This is a genomic window from Enterobacter sp. UPMP2052, from assembly GCF_053709675.1.
In genome coordinates this window covers 982,581-1,002,557 of the sequence record NZ_JBSKJR010000001.1, presented here as the reverse complement: position 1 = coordinate 1,002,557, position 19,977 = coordinate 982,581, and the positions used below count along the sequence as shown (strand labels likewise).

Sequence of the window (19,977 nt, the reverse complement as noted above, 5' to 3'; positions counted from 1 at the left end):
AAACGCCCATAACTGCTCACGCTATCAGACGTTCCCCAGATAAGCGCTGACAAAGGGCATACCGATCACGGTCATGTTCATCAACATATGAAGAAGAACGGGCATCAGTATTCCACCGGATTTGACTCGTCCTACGACAAATACACCAGAGACCAGAAACAGCATCACAAACGATTGCCAGTCCAGGTACTGCAGATGACACGCAGAAAATATAAGAGAGACCACAATTCCGGCAGCGTAAATATTATTTCCGAACCAGTATCTGAACACGCTTAAAAGACAACCACGGAAAATCATTTCTTCATAAACCGGCACAATCAGAATCATCATTACAGCATTCATCCAGAATTCGTGACCTTCCAGTGCCAACTGGGACACAGACCAGCTTTCAGCCTGTTTTATAAAAATAAGCGAAGGTATAACATACTGAATAAACAGGACACACAAAAAGAGCGGGAAGAATATGCCGATCCGGATATTCCCCCAACCGTAACCTTCTCTTTTACGAAAGTAGAAGTAATAAAGAGGAAAGATAATCATGAATTCCAGGCTAAAGAGCAAGGGATAGAGATATCCCTTGTCTAACAGCGCCTTACTACCGTCATAAAACAGGGGTAAGAACGTGATACCCATAAAAAGAAGGAACATCGCAAAGCAACCGGTAACAGATTTGCTCCTTTCAATAGTTTCACTGTTGTATCCGTCAACATTCATATTTTGGACCAGTAAAAGTGTAAATTATGCTCATAAACCGCACTGACTGTACACATCAGGATGACCCTGATGATTCTGCTCACATGCTTCTTAAGGAAGCAGAGAGGATTGGGGTCCTGTGAACTGTTCAGGCGGCTTAACCGGCCTTTTGGCACTGTTACAGATCATACGGACATCATAGGGATCAGTAACAAACATCATTGAGGTTATTAGGACTCCATATGCACTCTCGTCCTGCAGCGGCGTTCCATGCTTCGGAGGGCAAATTCGCAGGTTTTTGTCTGATTGTTCCACCCAGCCCAGAAGGTGACATCGCCGGATCGGGTGTATGGGCGGCAGCCCAGTCATACACCTGTCCCGCAGCTATTCCACCAGCAATGGCCCCCGGTGTGCCGCCGACATACGTACCTGCACCAGCACCGAGTCCCTGCGCAATTTCGCGGCCGATATCGCCTCCCGCTCCAGACACGGTATTGATTTGACTATTTGTAAGTATTTTCATCTTTGTAGTTCCTTATTTTATTTAACACCGAATAATATCCATTACTCAAAAAATAGATGCATACAACGGCAAATACCGAAACCAGTGCTCTCGGACCTGATATTATAGGTTCGTTATTGACAAATATGTTATATAGAGAAATAAAAGAATAGAAAATGACAAAATTAATAACACCAGAAATAATTGCATCTGCAATATCACAGTTCCTTTGATTATTTCTAAAAACCATGACCACTCCTTGTCTCTAACGGACAGCACTAGCAAAGAAATATTCAGCTTGAATAAGTAAAAGAACAACAAACCATGCTTGTTGTACTCATTAAACAGCACAGGATCACCTTATGAAAAATAGTTCATCGTCATTTTTATTTACCTGTATTGTCGCAACCTTTGCAAATGCTAATGAGTCTTATTTAACAACTAATGCTGCCATAATCATACTAACAACACCCCTAAATGTGATCATGATCACATTAATTAGCGTATTCCGATAACAATTGTCGTGTAATCTCCGGACTACTATTTTGCCCCCTCAGGCAGTCAATAGTAGATTTCACGCCAATACGGATTAGAGAGTGAAAATATTGATTACCTCATTCTATAACGGATGTGACTGTGATTGATCCGGGCAATTATAATAACGATCTGCGCGCCCTACGGACAGTCGTGCGCCTGCCCGCTTTAGGTCATCCTCACATCACCGTCAGCCCGGTAACTCCATCTGGATCAATTATCACATTTAGACAGGTAACAATTTGATTTCCGTTCAGCAGAGCATTGCCAGTATGCATTGACTCAGGGCATATACGCGTACCAACTAATACTCTGCATAATAATACGGACAGTGATGTGCAACAGATCCGTCAGGCATCCACCGCCTGCAGTAAACGCGCCTTCATCGTGCTATAAGTCGTCCGTGCATAGTTTTCTGCCCACGACTGATCGGTAATCTGACTAACGTTGACCGCGCAATATTTGGTTTCCGGCGTTTTGGATATCGGGTCAAGGTTGTCCTGCGTCAGCTCATTGCACGCACCTATCCACCACTGGTAAGTCATATATACCGTCCCTGCATTAATGCGCTCACTCACATCTGCACGGCTTATCACTTTTCCCCTGCGCGAGCTGACCCACACCAGCTGCTTGTCTTTGATACCCCGCTCGTTTGCATCTTCCGGATGGATTTGTACAAAACCAGGTTCATCAGCAAGGCTTTGCAATGCCGCACAGTTACCCGTCATGGAACGACATGAGTAGTGGCCAACTTCACGGACCGTACAAAGCACCAGCGAGTATTCTTCGTCCGGGAGTTCCGCTGGCGCACGCCACGGCGCGGCAAATAGCTGGCCCTTCCCCGTTGGGGTATCGAATCTATTGTCTTTATAAAGATAGGGTGTACCCGGATGTTCGGGTGTTGGACATGGCCACTGCACATGACCCATTTCACCCATTTTTTCGTATGTAACACCAAAGAAGAGAGGACAAAGTTCGCGCATTTCGTCCCAGATTTGCTGGTTATTGTCGTAATGCATCGGGTATCCCATCGCTGTGGCAATTAAGCTGATAATTTCCCAGTCGCGTTTGACATTGTAAGGGGTATCAATTGCTTTCTCAAAACGCTGGAAACCACGGTCGGCACAGGTAAATACGCCGCCATGTTCACCCCATGAAGTGGCGGGTAAAATAACATCTGCCACTTCAGCTGTCTTGGTCATGAAAATGTCCTGAACGACAACAAAATCAAGTGCTTCAAAACCTTTACGTACCAGACCAAGATCAGCTTCGGTCTGTAACGGGTCTTCACCCATGATGTAGTAGGCTTTAATCTTACCTTCAAGAGCCTGATGCGGAACTTCGGTGATACGTACGCCGGCTTTGTCGTCCATGTCATCGACGTTTATGCCCCAGGCTCTGGCAAACTTAGTCCGGACCTGCTTATTTTCCACATCCTGATAACCCGGAAACTGGTTGGGCAGCACGCCCATATCGCACGCACCCTGTACGTTATTTTGCCCCCGAACCGGGCCAACCCCTACACCTTCACGCCCCAGATTCCCCGTCAGCAACGCAAGGCTTGCGAGCCCTTTAACCACATCAACCGCCTGACCAAACTGCGTTACGCCCATGCCCCACATGATGGTAGCCGACGGTGCGGCAGCGTAAGTACGCATAGCCTGACGAACTGACTCGGCCGGAACACCGGTGAGGTGTTCAACGTCCTCCGGCTTATAGCCTTGAACCCCTTCACGGTAAATATCCAGGCCTTCGGTGTATTTCTCAACGTATGCTTGATCGTAAAGATGTTCCTCAAGCAGCACATAACCAAAAGCATTTACCAGTGCCATATTGCAGCCATTTTTCAGTTGCAGATGCTGATCGGCTATACGGGCGGTTTCGATGCGACGCGGATCGCAAACGATGATTCGGGCACCGTTTTGTTTCGCTTTAATTACACGGCGCGCTACTATTGGATGTGAATCGGCACAGTTATAGCCAAACACCAGCAGACATTTTGAATTTTCAATATCGCCGATTGAATTACTCATTGCACCGTTACCCAGTGTCATCTGCAGACCTGCAACTGATGGTCCGTGGCAAACACGTGCGCAGCAGTCAATATTATTGGTATTCAGGACCGCTCGTGCGAACTTCTGCATTACATAATTAGTTTCATTACCTGTTCCACGTGATGATCCCGTGGTCATAATTGCGCGTGGGCCATACTGTTCTTTGATGGATTTAAGTCGATTAGCTGTATAGTTGATGGCTTCATCCCAGCTTACGGGCTTAAGTTTACCGTTCTTCTCATAACGAATCATCGGCTGCGTCAGTCGTGGTGTGAGTAGTCTGGTATCGTTGAGAAAATCCCAGCCGTAATAACCTTTCAGGCAAAGTTCATTCTGGTTTGTCACGCCATCAGCCGCTTCGGCACGGATAATTTTGTTATTCTCAACAATCAGCTTAAGTTTGCAGCCTGCGCCGCAATAAGGGCAGACGGTAGTAACTTTTTTCATCAATAACAGACCTGTTAAAAGTGAATTTTTGACATGATAAAATTATGCGGTTTCGTTACTTGAAAAGCAGCGTTACCTCGAGTTTCATCATCAACTCAGGGGACAATATTCCCCCCTTTTCACAGTTATGCATGAAATATGCCAATTATATAACATCTATAATTCAGTAATTTAAACGTTGCGCTGACACGTAATGACGATCATTTCGGCATATTTGTCGATAATCCATTCAAAGGTGTCAGAGACAATGTTCCTGCAGTGGCGAACGGTGTTTTCCAGTACGCAGTTGCCGCATCCGATGAATAGGACCAGCCCGCGTAATGATCGCCAGATAAGTGCGCGCATCCACCGCGACGCCATCCCAGGGGCAGGATGACATCGAGGCGGGCGTAAAACGCATCAACCCGTTGAGGGTGGCGCGGCGAAGCTTTAGGCGCGGTAGAGTCGAAGCGCATTTCGGAACAGGTGATGGCCGGGATAACGATATGCTGAATGCATCAGAATGTGTAATTCATGCTTACCGAGACGCTACGCGGTTCGCCATAGACGGCAGAGTCATCGAGGTAGGAGTAGTATTCACGGTCGAACAGGTTGCGGACGTTTGCCTGCACCGCCAGCTGTTTCGTCAGCTGATACTGTGCGAACAAATCGACGAGCGGATAGCTGCCCTGGTAGAGGCGCTGCGTTTCGCCGTCCGGACCGGTGACATCTTTGTACACCTGATTCTGCCAGTTAACCCCGCCGCCTACGGTCAGTTCCGGAAGCACCGGGACGCGGTAGCGGCTGAACAGCTTCAGCTGCGTCTGCGGCGCGAAGCTGTTAAAGCGACCATCTGAATCACGGGCAACGTAACGGGTCGCACTGAAGGTAAGCTGCAGGTTGTCGGTAACGGCACCGTTCACTTCAAATTCCGCCCCTTTGCTCACTGCGCCTTTGGTTGCACGATAAGCCTGTTCGCTGGATCCATTAACAAATTCTCCGCTTATTGCCTCTCCTGCGTTCTCTTGTTCGATGCGGAATACGGCAACGTTGGTGGTCAGTCGACCGTCCATCCAGTCGGCCTTCAGGCCCGTTTCATAGTTTTTGCCGGTGACGGGGGAAAGCCATGCGCCATCTTTCGTGCGTTTGGTTTGCGGGGCAAAAATTGAGGTATAGCTGGCGTAAGCGGAAAGGCTGTCGTTGATGTCATATACCAGCCCGCCGTAAGGCGTGGTGTTGTATTTACGCATATCGCCGCTGCTGCCGTCTGAGCTGTATTGGGTATAACGTGCGCCAACAATCAGCGACAATGGATCCGCCAGCGACAGGCGTGTCGCCGTATACACCGATTTTTGCCGCACGATATCATCCGCATTTTGATACCAGTTGCCCCACTCCGGCTCGGCCACGCTGCCGTCCCAGCTGTTGTTGAAGATGCCAATCCGATCGCTGTCCATCGGCCCGTCTTTGCTGAAGGTGGCATTGTGCTGCCGGCTATAGCTGGCTCCGGCCATCAGCTGATGTTGACGCCCGAGTAGTTCAAAAGGTCCGCTGGCGTAGGTATCAAAGGAGTCCAGGGTACGCTTGCCGCGATCCTTACTTCCCCAGCCTGTTGCGCCCTCACCGGTGGTGGCGTCCGGATTGCCCATCACGTAGAGCAGAGTGTCGTTGAACGTTTGCTCGCCGTGAGTTCCACTGAAACGAATCGACCAGCCGTTATCCCAGCTGTGAGTGAGGTTAGCAAAAACTTTACGTGATTCAACGTTGTATCCCGTCCAGTCCGCCGAGGTATTCACGTTGCGATCGTAATGGGTGCGTCTGCCGTTACTGTACAGGCTGGGTAATCCGCCCCAGGTCGGGTTGGCGGTATTTGTTTGCTGATAATCCCAGCCCAGCGAGGCCGTTGTGTGTTCCGTTACATCGCCTTCAATTACGCCATAGAGAAATTTCTTGCGCTTACCATATCTGTCAAGCCAGCTGTCCTGATCCTGATAACCTGCCACGACGCGCCCGCGCAGGCTGCCGTCGGAATTGAGCGGCGCGGAGATGTCGCCCACATAACGCTGTTTGTTCCAGCTTCCGTAGCTTGCGCTGACGTTGCCCCTGAAGGTTTTACTGTCGGCACGTTTACGCACCATGTTCACCGTTGCTCCCGGATCACCAGCGCCGGTCATCAGGCCGTTCGCGCCGCGCACAATCTCGATACGATCATAAATGGCGGTATCTTCCTGCGCATCGCCAAAGTTCCACGCGTCGCCCATCGATGTGGGGATCTCATCGTAGGCGAAACTGGTGATTTCAAAGCCGCGAGAAAAGTAGCTGGAACGCTCGCTATCAACCTGCTGCGACGAAACGCCGGTGGCATTGGTTAATACCTGGTCAATGGTTTGCAGATCCTGATCCTGCATACGCTGGCGCGTCACGACGCTTACTGACTGGGGAACGTCGCGCGGCGTCAGCAGCATTTTGGTGCCTGAGCGCGTGGTTTTTACCGCATAATCCTGCTGCGAATCGGCGCTCCCGCCCCCGTCGCCGTAGACAACCATTTCTTGTTCTTGTGTATTCTCATCCGCCTGTGCCGGGTGCATGACGGCGGACATCGCCAGCGCAAGCAGTGAAAGTGAGAATGGCGTATGAATTAATCCTGCGGGCGCTTTCGCGCGAATTGCCCTGCCGTTAAGCATCATCATGTTACCTGTCAGTTGTTGTCGTTTTTGCAAGTCATCTATCTAAATAGGAATGGAAATGATAATTATTTGCTTTATTATGCACAGGTTATTTTGTAAGTGAAATGTAAATAAATGTATATTTATAAAAAATCAGCGCCTTTCTCGTCTGACAGGAACAAAAAATGAACAAATTGCAATGGCTAAACGGAAAGACATGGGGCGTCAGCGTCCTTACCGCGGCGTTAACCCTGAGCGCAACCGCGTCAGCAACTTCCCCTGATTCGCCTGCATTCAAGCAGCGCGAACTCGCTGATGGTTTGTATGAGATGGTTTATTCTCCAACGGCAAACGCGTTATACGTCGCGAGCGCGCAGGGCTTTAAAAACGTCAACGGTGGAGTGCTCTATAAACTGGATCCCACAACGCTTGCCACGCAAAGTGAAACCCACACCGACCTGAAAAACTTCGGCATGGCGGCGGACGATAATGGCAAGGTCTACTACACCACCAACACACTTGATGGCGGTGTATCGAAAGTGGACGTGCAAAGCGGCAAGGTGCTGCAGCGCCTGATGTTTGAAGGCAAAGATAAGGATGGCGACCCGGTTGGCGCACGTGAGATCCTCTTCCACAAGGGACAACTGTTTATCGGCGGCGTTGCCGACCCTGGTTTTATCTCCGTGGTTGATGCCAGCACCATGACGCTAAAAGCCCGAATCGAGAATGCCGGAAAATGGGTGACGGGGATTATCTATTCGCCGTTGACAGATCGCCTTTATGCCGCCAATGGCGGCGGTGAAATTCTGGTGATTAACCCGGGCACGTATAAAATCGAACAGCGCTGGACGCCGGGAGATAAAAAAGGGTATTTGTTTCTCAACATGGCAGAAGATCCGGCTACCGGCCGCCTGTTCGTGACCGATGATTCAAAAGCCAAAACCACGTTAGTATTTGATGAGCGCAGCGGGAAAGTTATCAAGCGTCTTGAAGGCGATGCGCTGGGGATTAAGTTCAACGCTACGCGCAACGAAATTTACATCAGCCAGCGCGAGTCAAAGAAGGTGCTGCAGCTTGACGCTGGCAGCTATGCCGTGAAAAACAGCTGGACGTTCACCAGCCATCCTAACAGCCTCCTGGTGACACCAGACGGTAAAACGTTATACGTAACAGTGAAGCAGGACTTCAATGACGACAACACTACGAAAGGCCCAGATAGTGTGGTTCGTATTTCATTAAATTAAAAAAATACAGCCATCCTGTGAGGGATGGCTAACTTATCAAAGTGGTCGTTGTAGCAGTATTCAAAGTCAGGCCGACAGAAAAAGCAGCGCTAAACATCAGCTCAGTACGCTATATGTTCAAAATAAGCTGAGTCTTTGTAATAAGTTCATATTGATTTACACAATATATTACAGAGGCATAATCCACAACCCGCACTGGCTTTAACGCTTATTCACTTCACTGCGGAAAGCGTAGGGTTCACTTCTTTGGGTTTTAGCGTATACATTCCGCCGTTAAATGGATCAACCGCCAGCCAGCCAATCAGCCCGCCAAAAACAATATTTCCGGCGATATACCAGCCGTTTGCATTGGCTTTCAAAGGCAGCGTCACAGGCTGCACGCCATCTTTTTCGAAGGTTATTTGATAATTCTTTTTACCGAAGTAACTTCCGTCCGATTTGGACAAGGTGACACCTTGCGGCGTTTTTCCCTGCGCAACTATTCTGCCTTCATCATCTTTAATAGCAAATTCGCGCCCGCAGGATTACTGTTGACCTGCACCAGTTGTGTATCATCCCCAACAATGGTGGCACATCCTGACATGGCAAAAATGCCAGACACCAAAAATAATGCGAATATTTTATTCACAGAAACCTACTGTCATTAAATTATTATGCCGAAAATGGCGTGCAGACAGTAGATATCTTTAATGTATACAGCAATGCGCAAGATCAAAAAAAGATGCGCCGCTCAAATGCTATTTCACATCAGCGCGGCGCTAAATTTAGTCGTGTTTAATCATGACATGCCGGACAACCGTATAATCCTCCAGCCCGTATACCGACATATCTTTCCCATAGCCTGAGAGCTTCATCCCGCCGTGCGGCATTTCGCTTACCAGCATAAAGTGGGTATTGACCCAGGTGCAGCCGTACTGCAGCCTCGCGCTCAGACGATGGGCGCGGCCCACATCTTTTGTCCAGACGGACGATGCCAGACCGTATTGCGAAGCGTTGGCCCAGGCCAGGACCTGCGCCTCGTCGTCAAATTCGGTGACGCTCACCACCGGCCCAAAGACTTCGCGCTGCACTATGGCGTCCTCTTGTTTTGCACCGGCCAGCAGGGTCGGTTCAAAGTAATAGCCTGCCCCGTCACGTTTACTGCCCCCGGTGACGACGCTAATATGGCTGAGCGCTTTCGCTTCATCAACGGCCTTACAAACTCGGGCCAGGTGTGCGTCAGAGCTGAGCGGGCCAAGCTCTGTGGATTCATCCTCGGGCGCGCCCATCTTCAGGCTGGCAACGGCTTTACCCAGTTTCTCCACCAGCGCGGGATAAATTCCCTTCTGGGCGTAGATCCGGCACGCCGCCGTACAGTCCTGCCCGGCATTGTAGAAGCCAAAGGTGCGCACGCCTTCCACCACCGCATCCAGATCCGCATCGTCAAACACAATAACCGGCGCTTTCCCACCCAGCTCCATGTGCGTGCGCTTAATGGAGGAGGCCGTACGGCTGATGATGTGCTCCCCGGTTGCAATTGATCCGGTAAGCGAGACCATACGCACTTTTTCGTGTCCGGTGAGCGGGTCGCCAACGGTTTTCCCCCGGCCAAACAGCACGTTGAGCACCCCGGCCGGGAAGATATCTTTCGCCAGTTCGCCCAGCTTCAATGCCGTCAACGGTGTGATTTCCGAGGGCTTGATCACCACGCAGTTCCCTGCGGCCAGCGCCGGGGCCAGCTTCCAGGCCGCCATCATCAGCGGGTAGTTCCAGGGGGCAATCGAGGCCACGACGCCCACCGGATCGCGGCGGATCATGGAGGTGTGCCCTTCAAGGTACTCTCCGGCTGCCAGACCGTTCAGGCAGCGCGCCGCACCGGCAAAGAAGCGGAACACATCCACCACCGCCGGGATCTCATCCCCGCGCGCGCAGTGCAGCGGCTTCCCGCAGTTAAGCGATTCGAGACGCGCAAACTCATCCGCATTCGCCTCGATGGCATCCGCCAGCTTAAGCAAACACTCGGCACGGGTCTTTGGCGTGGTTTGCCCCCAGGTGTCGAAAGCCTCATCGGCTGCCTGAACGGCCGCATCGACCTGAGCGGCAGACGCCTCGGCGATCTCAAGCAGTACCGCCCCCGTGGCGGGGTTATACACCGGCTGCTTTTCCCCTTCGCCGTTAACCAGTTCACCCTTAATCAGCAGTTGATTTTGCATAGCATTGTCCTGTTGAAATCGACGTTATTTTCCGCCACCGGCGACAGTCTCGCCGTCGCGGGTGAGCCACCAGGCTCCCAGAATGGGGAGAGTCGTCACCAGCATCACCAGCAGCGCAACCACGTTGGTGACCGGCACATCGCGCGGACGTCCAAGCTGGTTGAGCAACCACAGCGGCAGCGTGCGCTCATGCCCCGCGGTGAATGTTGTGACGATAATTTCATCAAACGACAGGGCAAAGGCCAGCATCCCCCCTGCCAGCAGCGCAGACCCTAAATTGGGGAGCACCACGTAGCGGAAGGTTTGCCAGCCGTCGGCCCCTAAATCCATCGACGCTTCGACCAGGCTCCAGGAGGTACGACGGAACCGGGCGATCACGTTGTTAAATACCACCACCACGCAGAAGGTGGCGTGTCCGACAACGATCGTGAAAAATCCGGGTTCAAGATTGATGGTTTTGAACGCCGTCAGCAGCGCCAGGCCGGTGATGATCCCCGGCAGGGCAATGGGTAGCAGCAGCAACAGCGAGATGGCGTTTTTGCCAAAAAATGTGCTGCGCCACAGCGCCGCGGCCGCCAGCGTGCCCAGCACCAGCGCAATAGCCGTCGACATGGCGGCGATTTGAAGTGACAACGTCACGGAATCAATGATATCTCCGCGCGAGGCAGCTACGCTAAACCACTTCAGCGTCAACCCGCGCGGCGGGAAACTGAAGGCTGCATCTTCGGTATTAAACGCATAGATGGCGATGATCAGCAGCGGGAAGTGGAGAAAGATCACCCCACCCCACGCGGCAATTTTCAGGAACAGCGGTGCGCGCTCAGAGTGCATCGAACGCTCCCAGGCGTTTCACAAACGCCAGATAGAGAGAAATCAGCACAATCGGTACCAGCGTAAATGCCGCCGCCATCGGCATATTGCCGATCGCCCCCTGCTGGGAATAGACCATATTGCCAATGAAGTATCCCGGCGGCCCAACCAACTGCGGCACGATAAAATCACCGAGCGTCAGCGAAAAGGTAAATATCGACCCGGCCGCAATACCGGGTATGGCCAGCGGAAATACGACGTAGCGGAACGTCTGACGCGGACGCGCGCCCAAATCGGCAGAGGCCTGCAGCAATGACGCAGGTAAACGCTCCAGCGCAGCCTGCACCGGCAAAATCATAAACGGCAGCCAGATGTAGACGAACACCAGAAAACGCCCCAACCCGGAAGTCGACAGCGTATTGCCGCCAATCGCCGGGAGGGTGAGGATCGACATCAACACCGGCTCCAGCCCCATATGCCCAAGAAACCACTGTGCGACGCCATCTTTCGCCAGCAGCAACGTCCACGCGTAGGCTTTGACGATATAGCTGGCCCACATCGGCAGCATCACCGCAATATAGAAAAACGCTTTCCATTTGCCGCGGGTATAGCGCGCCATGTACCAGGCCATCGGGAAGGCCAGGATCGCGCTGGCAAGGGTAACGGCGATAGCCATCGCCAGCGTTCGCAGGATGATGTCGTAGTTTGCCGGGTTGAACAGCGCCTGAATGTTCGCAAGCGTCAGGTCCGGCGTGACCGACATCGTGAAGTCATCGAAGGTATAGAACCCCTGCCACAGCAGCGTAAGCAACGAGCCTAAATAGATAATGCCGAACCACATCAGCGGGGCAAGGAGCAGCAGGAACAGCCCTAATGCGGGTTTGCGCCAGAACAGCGCGGTGATACGGCGCAGGGTGCCATGCGGCCCGGGCGCAGGTGAAACGCGCATCTCCATTTCACCGCTCCTCATTCAGCCGCACCATGGCCCCGCGCGACCAGGATGCCAGCACCTTCTGGCCGGGTTCAACGCCCGACGGTAAGATCCCACCGCTGAGGTTCGCCTGGCTGACCAGCAGCTTTGCGCCATCTGCCAGCGCAAGCTCCACGCGGGTTGCCGCCCCCTGATACTGTACCGCCTGTACCACGCCCTGAACCTGAACTTCTCCGCCCTGATTGAGACGAATATGTTCCGGGCGCAGCGAGTACTTACCCTCCATACCACAGACGCGACGGGCGATGCCCGCATCGAACACATTTGAGGTGCCGACGAAACCGGCGACAAACGGCGTGCGCGGGCGCATATAGAGCGCATGCGGGGTATCTACCTGCTCGATACGCCCATTGTTAAACACCGCTACGCGGTCGGACATCGACAGGGCTTCACCCTGATCGTGCGTGACAAAAATGAAGGTGATACCGAGTTCCTGCTGCAGTTTTTTCAGCTCAAACTGCATCTGCTCACGCAGCTTCAGATCCAGCGCCCCGAGCGGCTCATCCAGCAGTAATACGCGAGGCTCGTTGACCAGCGCACGCGCAATCGCCACGCGCTGACGCTGGCCGCCCGAGAGTTGCGACGGTCTGCGGGCAAGGGCAAAACCTAAACCGACCTTTTCCAGCGCCTCGTTTGCCCGCGCGTATCGCGTTTTTTTGTCGATGCCCTTCACCATCAGGCCGTAGGCCACGTTATCGAGGATCGACATATGCGGGAACAGCGCGTAGTCCTGGAACACCGTGTTCACATCACGCTCCCACGGCGGAAGTTCGCTGGCCTCTTTGCCGAAGAGAGTGATTTTGCCGCCGCTGAGCTGCTCAAACCCGGCAATCAGGCGCAGGCAGGTGGTTTTGCCGGAGCCAGACGGCCCCAGCATTGAGAAAAACTCTCCGTCATGAATGCCAATGGTGACCCCATCCACCGCCCGTACGTCACCGTACAGGCGGGAAACGTCAGTGAACTCTACCGCGTACGTCATGTTCTGCTCCCGGCAATTAACGCCCGCCCATGATGGCGATGTAATCCTGCGTCCAGCGGCTGTACGGCACAAACTTGCCCCCCTGCGCCACCGGGGTTTTCCAGAACATGATTTTGTCGAAGTTGTTATAACCGTTGGTTTCGCAGCCTTTCTCGCCCAACAGCGTACTGGCCTTACAGCCTTCCGCCACGACCGGCAGCGAACCGAACCATGCCGCCAGATCGCCCTGCACTTTTGGCGTTAACGACCAGTTCATCCATTTGTACGCGCACATCGGGTGTTTCGCCTGGGCGTGGAGCATGGTGGTATCCGCCCAGCCGGTGACGCCCTCTTTCGGGAATACGGTAGCGATTGGCTGGTTTTCCGCTTTCAGGGCATTTGCCTGATACGGCCACGCGCTGGACGCCACCACGCCTTCGTTTTTGAAATCGCTCATCTGTACGGTGGTGTCATGCCAGTAGCGGTGGATCAGCGCATGCTGGTCCCGCAATACGTTAAGCACGGCGGCATACTGGGTTTCCGTGAGCTGGTACGGATCGGTGATGCCGAGCGCAGGCTGGGTAGCTTTGACGAACAGCGCCGCGTCGGCAATATAGATCGGGCCATCATAGGCCTGGACCCGGCCCTGATTGGTTTTACCGTCCGGCAGATCCTGTTTTACGAAGACCACGTTCCAGCTGTCCGGCGGCGTGGGAAAGGTTTTGGTGTTGTACATCAGCAGGTTCGGCCCCCACTGATACGGCGTGCCGTAGGCCTTACCGCCAACGTTAAACCATTCGCCTTTCACCATTCGCGGGTCGATTGTTTTCCAGTTCGGGATCAGATCGGGGTTAATCGCCTGAACGCGTTTGCCCATAATCAGGCGCAGCGAGGCATCACCCGAGGCCGTAACCAGATCGTAGCCCCCTTTCGCCATCAGGCTGACCATCTCATCTGACGTGGCCGCCGTTTTTACATTAACCGCACACCCGGTCTCTTTTTCGAACTGCGTAACCCAGTCATAGTTTTTATCCGTCTGACCGCGTTCGATATACCCCGGCCAGGCAATGATATCCAGTCGGCCTTCCCCGTCGCCAATGGCTTTAGGTGGCTCGGCGGCTTGCGCTGTCATGATCGTCATGCCAAGCGCGCACAGGCTGCTGCGGGCAAAATTCTTGCTCATTCGATTTACTCCTGTCGCAATGAAATTTAGCGGCAGCCGTGCCGTAAAAATATCTCCTTAACTAAACGTAGACCGCGCAAATGCGCCGCACCGCGCGGCTTAAGGAATTTTCATCAAGGTGTGACCGAGGGCGCATTCCCCGTTAACTGGATTATAGACAAGGGGTTAGCGTTGGGAGGTGGTATGCAGATTTCCTATGATACAGCCCGGCGAGTGCGTCACCGGGCAGACCGCAGGAGAGGCGAAAATCAGGCGTCCAGCATGTCGCTAATCAGCGTTCCCAGCTGGATAACGGCCTGCTCTTCCCGCTCGCCCCACGTCCAGGAGGTGTTAAAACGGAAGAACGGCGTCCAGACGTCGGAGGTGGAAAACATCTTCCCCGGAGCGATGCTGATATGGTGGGTTAACGCCTTCTCGCTCAGTAAGCCTGCATCAAGTTGCGCGGGCAGTTCGAGCCACAAAAAATAGCCGCTGTCGCTGTGATGGATTTTGACGCCCGCGGGCATGTGGCGCAACAGCGCCTGCCAGGCCTGCTGTTTGCGCTCGGCGAGCGTGCGTCGAAGGCGGCGCAGGTGAGCGTCGTAGCGCTTGGTTGCCAGGTAGTCCACCAGCGCCAGCTGCATCGGTGAGCTGGTGGATAAGGTACTCATCAGCTGCAGGTGTTGAATGCGGCGCGCATGTTTCCCCGCGGCCACCCAGCCAATGCGAAATCCCGCCACCAGACATTTCGAAAACGAGGAGCAGTGTAGCGTCATATCCTGACGATCCCACGCTTTTGCGGGGAGCGGTTTTTCGCGGCCAAAATAGAGTTCGCTGTAGACATCGTCTTCTATCAGCGTGACGTTGTGCTTCGTCAGCAGGGCCACGAGCTGCGCCTTTTTATCGGCAGTGAGGGTAAATCCCAGCGGGTTCTGGCTGTTGGTCATCAGCCAGCAGGCTTTGACCGGATACTCATTCAGCGCCTGCTCCAGCGCATTGAGATCGATGCCTTCCCGGACGTCTGTTGCGATAGACAACGCCTTGAGCTTCAGGCGTTCCAGCGCCTGCAGCGCGCCGTAGAAACAGGGGTTTTCGACGATGACCCAGTCGCCCGGCTCCGTCACCGCCTGCAAGCTGAGATTGAGCGCTTCGAGTGCGCCAGCGGTAATCACAATCTCGTCCGGCGAGATGTTCATCCCCTGCTGCGCATAGCGGCGGGCAATAGCGTGACGTAAGTCCACGTTACCGGGCGGCAGGTTTTCAATCACGCTCATCGCCGTGGCGGTTTTGCCGACGTTAGCCAGTGAGCGGTTGAGCTGCTGGAGCGGGAACAGACGGGGATCGGGAAACGCAGAGGCAAAGGGGACGACGGACGGGTCGCGGCTGGCCTGAAGCACGTCGAAGATGTAGGTGTTAATGTCGACCACTTCGTCGCGCATCACCTGAGCCGGAGGGGCTGGCTGCTGTGCGGTCGGGCGCGAGGCAACGTAGTAGCCCGACTGCGGCCTGGCGACAATGCGCCCCTGGCTTTCCAGCATCTGATACGCGTGACCCACGGTCATAAAGCTCATGCCGCTGCTGGCGACCTGCTCTCGCAGAGAAGGCAGCTTATCGCCCGGCAACCATACGCCAAGCTCAATCTGCGAGATGATTTGTTGCGCCAGACGCTGGTATTTTTTCATCAGATTCTCCTTATTGCCGACAGTGTATATCAGCAGGAGAAAAAGAGAAGATTTTGCTAACTGTTATGGTCAGCGAGGTTGATTATTTACGGTACTCAGTCACATGGCTCTGTGCGGCGTGCGCAGCGGCCAGGTGGTCCAGCGTAATCATCGACGATTTGCAAAAAATGCATTTTGCGCCGTACGGGTTTTTGTCAGACACATCAAAAGCTGAGGTGCGGTACTGCGAGCCATGACAGCATGGGCAGCGGAAATGGATATAAGAAATCATAAGATTCTCCTGTAAACGTAAAATACGTAAAGTGCTAATGGGCCTTTCAGGCGATAGAGTGGTCTGAAACAAAAAGCTAATCGGAGTGTAGAAAAAGACCCAAGAGAGGCTGCGGAGAGGCACAACGTGATGAGAACTGCTTTTATAAAACTACGTCAGATATTTATTCGGTTTCCAAACCAGAAGACCATTAACGCACGAGGTTGACGACAAAGCAAGCGGTTTAATGCATTTAATTTATAAAAACGAATCTTTTATTCGTTAAAGCACAGTATATCAGATTCGAAAAACACCTTGTTTTCATAAACTGTTATACATAAATTTCACTTTTCTGCGTCTGACAGTGTTCTTTCCCGCCCTATACCATAACAGTACACCGATTGACATTGAGGCTGTGCATGTTTGGTTTAGATGCTTTTCACCTGGCGCGGATACAGTTTGCCTTTACCGTATCCTTTCACATTATATTCCCGGCGATCACCATAGGCCTGGCGAGCTATCTCGCCGTGCTGGAAGGCCTGTGGCTGAAAACAAAAAATCCGGTCTGGCGCGCGTTGTACCATTTCTGGTCGAAGATCTTTGCCGTTAACTTCGGTATGGGCGTGGTCTCCGGGCTGGTAATGGCATACCAGTTTGGCACCAACTGGAGCGGGTTCTCGCAGTTTGCCGGCAGTATTACCGGGCCGCTGCTCACCTATGAAGTGCTGACCGCCTTCTTCCTCGAGGCCGGTTTCCTCGGCGTGATGCTGTTTGGCTGGAATAAAGTCGGGCCCGGGCTGCACTTTTTTGCCACCTGCATGGTGGCTTTAGGGACCATTATCTCTACCTTCTGGATCCTCTCCTCGAACAGCTGGATGCAGACGCCGCAGGGCTATGAGATCGTCAACGGCCAGGTGGTGCCGGTCGACTGGTTTGCCGTGGTCTTTAACCCCTCCTTCCCCTATCGTCTGCTGCATATGTCTATCGCCGCGTTCCTCAGCAGCGCGCTGTTTGTTGGCGCGTCTGCCGCCTGGCATTTGCTGCGCGGCAACGCTACCCCCGCCATTCGCGCAATGTTCTCGATGGCGCTGTGGATGACCCTGATTGTCGCGCCCATTCAGGCGCTGGTGGGCGATATGCACGGGCTTAACACCCTTAAGCACCAGCCTGCCAAAATTGCCGCCATCGAAGGACACTGGGAAAATCCGCCGGGTGAGCCAACGCCGCTGCTGCTGTTTGGCTGGCCGGATATGGAGCAGGAGCGCACGCGTTTTGGCCTGGCGATCCCGGCGCTCGGCAGCCTGATCCTGACGCACAGTCTGGATAAACAGGTTCCGGCCCTCAAATCGTTCCCAAAAGAAGACCGACCTAATTCCACCATCGTTTTTTGGTCTTTCCGCATTATGGCCGGTCTAGGGATGTTGATGCTCTTGCTGGGCGTAGCGGCGCTGTGGCTGCGTTACAAAAAGCGGCTGTATACCTCGCGTCCGTTCCTGTGGTTTGCCCTGCTGATGGGGCCATCCGGGCTGGTTGCGATCCTGGCCGGATGGGTAACCACCGAGGTGGGCCGCCAGCCGTGGGTGGTTTACGGGCTTCAGCGCACCAGGGATGCGGTTTCTGCCCATGGCGATCTGCATATGAGCGTGAGTCTGCTGGCCTTCTTCATCGTCTATACCTCGGTGTTTGGCGTGGGCTACAGCTATATGGTGCGGCTTATAAAGAAAGGACCTCAGCCCCATGAATCGTTCGCTACGGAGTCTGACGGACGCCCTTCCCGCCCGCTGTCGGCGGTTACGACTGAATATAAGGAGCAGCCATAATGGGTATCGATCTCTCCCTTATCTGGTTTGTCATCATTGTCTTCGCCACCCTGATGTATATCGTTATGGACGGCTTTGATTTGGGGATAGGCATTCTGTTTCCGGCGATACCGGACGCGGACGATCGCGACGTGATGGTCAATACCGTTGCGCCGGTCTGGGACGGAAATGAAACCTGGCTGGTGCTGGGCGGCGCGGCGCTGTTCGGCGCGTTCCCGCTGGCCTATGCGGTGATTATCGACGCCCTCACCATTCCTTTGACGTTAATGCTGATCGGGCTTATTTTTCGCGGCGTGGCCTTTGAGTTTCGCTTTAAAGCGACGCCGGCCCATCGTCCGTTCTGGGATAAAGCCTTTATCGGCGGGTCGATTCTGGCGACCTTTACGCAGGGCATCACGGTGGGCGCGGTCATTAACGGCTTTGCCGTGACCGGACGCGCCTACAGCGGCGGGCCGTTTGACTGGTTAACCGGGTTTACCCTCTTTTGCGGCGTGGGGCTTGTGGTGGCCTACGCGCTGCTAGGCTCGACCTGGCTGGTGATGAAAAGTGAACATGCCCTGCAGCGCCGCATGCGTCAGCTGTCGAAACGCTTGCTGATAGCACTCCTGGCGATTATCGCTGCGGTCAGCCTCTGGACGCCGCTGTCCTATCCCGCCATTGCCGCGCGATGGTTCTCTTTGCCGAACCTCTGGTTCCTGCTGCCCGTTCCGGCGCTGGTGCTTCTGCTGAGCGTGCTTCAGTGGCGCTGCCTGAACAATGATGACAGCCATAGCCGTCCGTTCATCCTGACGCTTGGGCTGATTTTTCTGGGGTTCAGCGGGCTTGGGATCAGCATCTGGCCGCATATTATCCCGCCATCCATCACCCTCTGGCAGGCTGCCGCCCCCGCGCAAAGTCAGGGCTTTATGCTGGCAGGTGCGCTATTGATCATACCTGTTATCCTTGTTTATACCTTCTGGAGTTATTACGTTTTTCGCGGGAAAGTTCAGCATGGGGAGGGTTATCACTGATGCAACAACCTGTCTGGAAGAGACTGCTGTGGCTGGTCATTATCTGGGGTGGAAGCGTACTGGCGCTGGCGTGCGTCAGCATGTTCTTCCGCATGCTGATGACCGCGGCGGGCTTTAAATCACATTAGTTTTCAGGCCGGGTGCAGCGCATAGCCCGGCCTCTTCTCGCACTTTCAGATAAACCCCATTAACACGTCAGGGCGTATGGTTACACTGTGAAAAGATTCATCGTATTGATAGTTCGAGAAGAAAAATGAAAAAGATCGTTGCAGTAAGTTTACTGAGCCTGGCGCTGGCAGGCTGTGTTAACCCGGGCAAAGCCTCTGTTCAGCCCGACCAGCTTAAGACTCACCGCTTTGTTCTGGAAAATATTGACGGCAAAGCGGTCACCAGCAAGGCAACGCCGCCTGAAATTCGTTTCAGCGCTCAGCCTGACATCAGTCTGATCAACAACATCGCCGTCTCCGGCGTGATGTGTAACAGCTTCAACGGCCAGGGGAAATTATCCGAAGGCGAGCTTAAGGTCAAAAACCTGGCCATGACCCGCAAGCTGTGCACCGAGCCGCAGCTGAACGCGCTGGATCAGACGCTCAGCGATATGCTGCGCAAAGGCGCGCAGGTCGACCTGACGGAAGACCAGCTAACGCTGGCGACAGCGGATAAAACGCTGATGTTTAAGCGGGTTGAATAATCAGTAGTTACCGCATGAACCCACGGCAAGCGACTGCTCGCTGCACCGTTTGCCATTGGGTAGCGCGCACATCCCCATCGCCGTCCCGTCCAGCTGGCGGGCAACGGACAGTGAGCCGCCGATCATTGCGCAGTTGGCCTGCCCTGAACTGGACATCGCCGCTTTCATTCCTGGCGTAACGTGCGCCGCCGTCGCCTGCTGAACAGGTTCATTACTGCACGCCGATAACACTAACGCGGCACACCCTACCCAAAATGCTGAACGCATACTCTCTCCCCCTTAGATTAAGCGA

At 53.6% G+C, this 19,977-nt stretch carries 17 protein-coding genes and 1 pseudogene; 5 read left to right on the top strand and 13 right to left on the bottom strand.

Annotated elements, in window-relative coordinates:
* Positions 1-24 precede the first annotated feature (24 nt).
* From ACWKX3_RS04600 to fhuE, 4 genes are all read right to left on the bottom strand, one after another.
* On the bottom strand, positions 25-714 hold the full coding sequence (locus ACWKX3_RS04600; protein WP_454541347.1) for a CPBP family intramembrane glutamic endopeptidase: 690 nt from the start codon (positions 712-714) through the stop codon (positions 25-27).
* 184 nt (positions 715-898) lie between these two features.
* A complete protein-coding gene (locus ACWKX3_RS04595; RefSeq protein WP_006175480.1) occupies positions 899-1,216 on the bottom strand; it encodes a colicin V family bacteriocin in 318 nt (105 codons plus the stop codon).
* A gap of 863 nt (positions 1,217-2,079) precedes the next feature.
* Positions 2,080-4,230, bottom strand: coding sequence for a formate dehydrogenase subunit alpha (fdhF, locus tag ACWKX3_RS04590; protein ID WP_088209170.1), 2,151 nt, complete (start codon positions 4,228-4,230; stop codon positions 2,080-2,082).
* A 497-nt stretch (positions 4,231-4,727) separates the two neighbouring features.
* Complete coding sequence (fhuE, locus tag ACWKX3_RS04585; RefSeq protein ID WP_454541682.1) at positions 4,728-6,896, bottom strand: ferric-rhodotorulic acid/ferric-coprogen receptor FhuE; 2,169 nt, start codon at positions 6,894-6,896, stop codon at positions 4,728-4,730.
* 164 nt (positions 6,897-7,060) lie between these two features.
* Between fhuE and ACWKX3_RS04580 the strand changes: the two genes are divergently transcribed.
* On the top strand, positions 7,061-8,119 hold the full coding sequence (locus ACWKX3_RS04580) for a YncE family protein (protein WP_454541346.1): 1,059 nt from the start codon (positions 7,061-7,063) through the stop codon (positions 8,117-8,119).
* A 212-nt stretch (positions 8,120-8,331) separates the two neighbouring features.
* Here the strand turns inward: ACWKX3_RS04580 and ACWKX3_RS04575 are convergent.
* From ACWKX3_RS04575 to ymcF, 8 genes and pseudogenes are all read right to left on the bottom strand, one after another.
* Positions 8,332-8,702, bottom strand: a pseudogene (locus ACWKX3_RS04575) (hypothetical protein).
* Positions 8,703-8,883: 181 nt separating this feature from the next.
* A complete protein-coding gene (gene patD / locus ACWKX3_RS04570) occupies positions 8,884-10,311 on the bottom strand; it encodes an aminobutyraldehyde dehydrogenase (RefSeq protein ID WP_137273184.1) in 1,428 nt (475 codons plus the stop codon).
* A gap of 24 nt (positions 10,312-10,335) precedes the next feature.
* Complete coding sequence (locus ACWKX3_RS04565; RefSeq protein ID WP_058608712.1) at positions 10,336-11,142, bottom strand: ABC transporter permease; 807 nt, start codon at positions 11,140-11,142, stop codon at positions 10,336-10,338.
* The gene (locus ACWKX3_RS04560) at positions 11,132-12,076 is read right to left on the bottom strand and encodes an ABC transporter permease (protein ID WP_390881711.1); all 945 of its coding nucleotides are present in this window, start codon (positions 12,074-12,076) and stop codon (positions 11,132-11,134) included. Before ACWKX3_RS04560 ends, ACWKX3_RS04565 begins: the two co-directional genes overlap by 11 nt.
* A 1-nt stretch (position 12,077) precedes the next feature.
* Positions 12,078-13,091 (bottom strand): ABC transporter ATP-binding protein, encoded by a 1,014-nt coding sequence (locus ACWKX3_RS04555; protein WP_454541345.1) that lies wholly within the window; start codon positions 13,089-13,091, stop codon positions 12,078-12,080.
* Between the two features lie 16 nt (positions 13,092-13,107).
* Positions 13,108-14,253 carry a putative ABC transporter substrate-binding protein YdcS gene (gene ydcS, locus ACWKX3_RS04550; protein ID WP_006175490.1) on the bottom strand — a complete coding sequence of 382 codons (1,146 nt, stop codon included), beginning with the start codon at positions 14,251-14,253 and terminating at the stop codon, positions 13,108-13,110.
* 248 nt (positions 14,254-14,501) lie between these two features.
* Positions 14,502-15,914 (bottom strand): aminotransferase-like domain-containing protein, encoded by a 1,413-nt coding sequence (locus tag ACWKX3_RS04545; RefSeq protein ID WP_006175491.1) that lies wholly within the window; start codon positions 15,912-15,914, stop codon positions 14,502-14,504.
* A gap of 82 nt (positions 15,915-15,996) precedes the next feature.
* Complete coding sequence (gene ymcF / locus ACWKX3_RS04540) at positions 15,997-16,185, bottom strand: cold shock small protein YmcF (RefSeq protein WP_006175493.1); 189 nt, start codon at positions 16,183-16,185, stop codon at positions 15,997-15,999.
* A 398-nt stretch (positions 16,186-16,583) separates the two neighbouring features.
* On the opposite strand from ymcF, the gene ACWKX3_RS04535 reads away from it, so the two are divergent.
* The 4 genes from ACWKX3_RS04535 (at position 16,584) to hslJ (ending at position 19,685) form a co-directional block, all read left to right on the top strand.
* Complete coding sequence (locus tag ACWKX3_RS04535; RefSeq protein ID WP_454541344.1) at positions 16,584-17,984, top strand: cytochrome ubiquinol oxidase subunit I; 1,401 nt, start codon at positions 16,584-16,586, stop codon at positions 17,982-17,984.
* The gene (gene cydB, locus ACWKX3_RS04530) at positions 17,984-18,994 is read left to right on the top strand and encodes a cytochrome d ubiquinol oxidase subunit II (RefSeq protein ID WP_454541343.1); all 1,011 of its coding nucleotides are present in this window, start codon (positions 17,984-17,986) and stop codon (positions 18,992-18,994) included. Before ACWKX3_RS04535 ends, cydB begins: the two co-directional genes overlap by 1 nt.
* The gene (locus ACWKX3_RS04525; protein WP_006175504.1) at positions 18,994-19,122 is read left to right on the top strand and encodes a DUF2474 domain-containing protein; all 129 of its coding nucleotides are present in this window, start codon (positions 18,994-18,996) and stop codon (positions 19,120-19,122) included. The genes cydB and ACWKX3_RS04525 overlap by 1 nt, the downstream gene beginning before the upstream one ends.
* 125 nt (positions 19,123-19,247) lie before the next feature.
* A complete protein-coding gene (gene hslJ, locus ACWKX3_RS04520) occupies positions 19,248-19,685 on the top strand; it encodes a heat shock protein HslJ (protein WP_137273189.1) in 438 nt (145 codons plus the stop codon).
* On the opposite strand, the gene ACWKX3_RS04515 is transcribed toward hslJ, so the two are convergent.
* A complete protein-coding gene (locus ACWKX3_RS04515) occupies positions 19,686-19,952 on the bottom strand; it encodes a putative hemolysin (RefSeq protein ID WP_042319882.1) in 267 nt (88 codons plus the stop codon).
* Positions 19,953-19,977 lie beyond the last annotated feature (25 nt).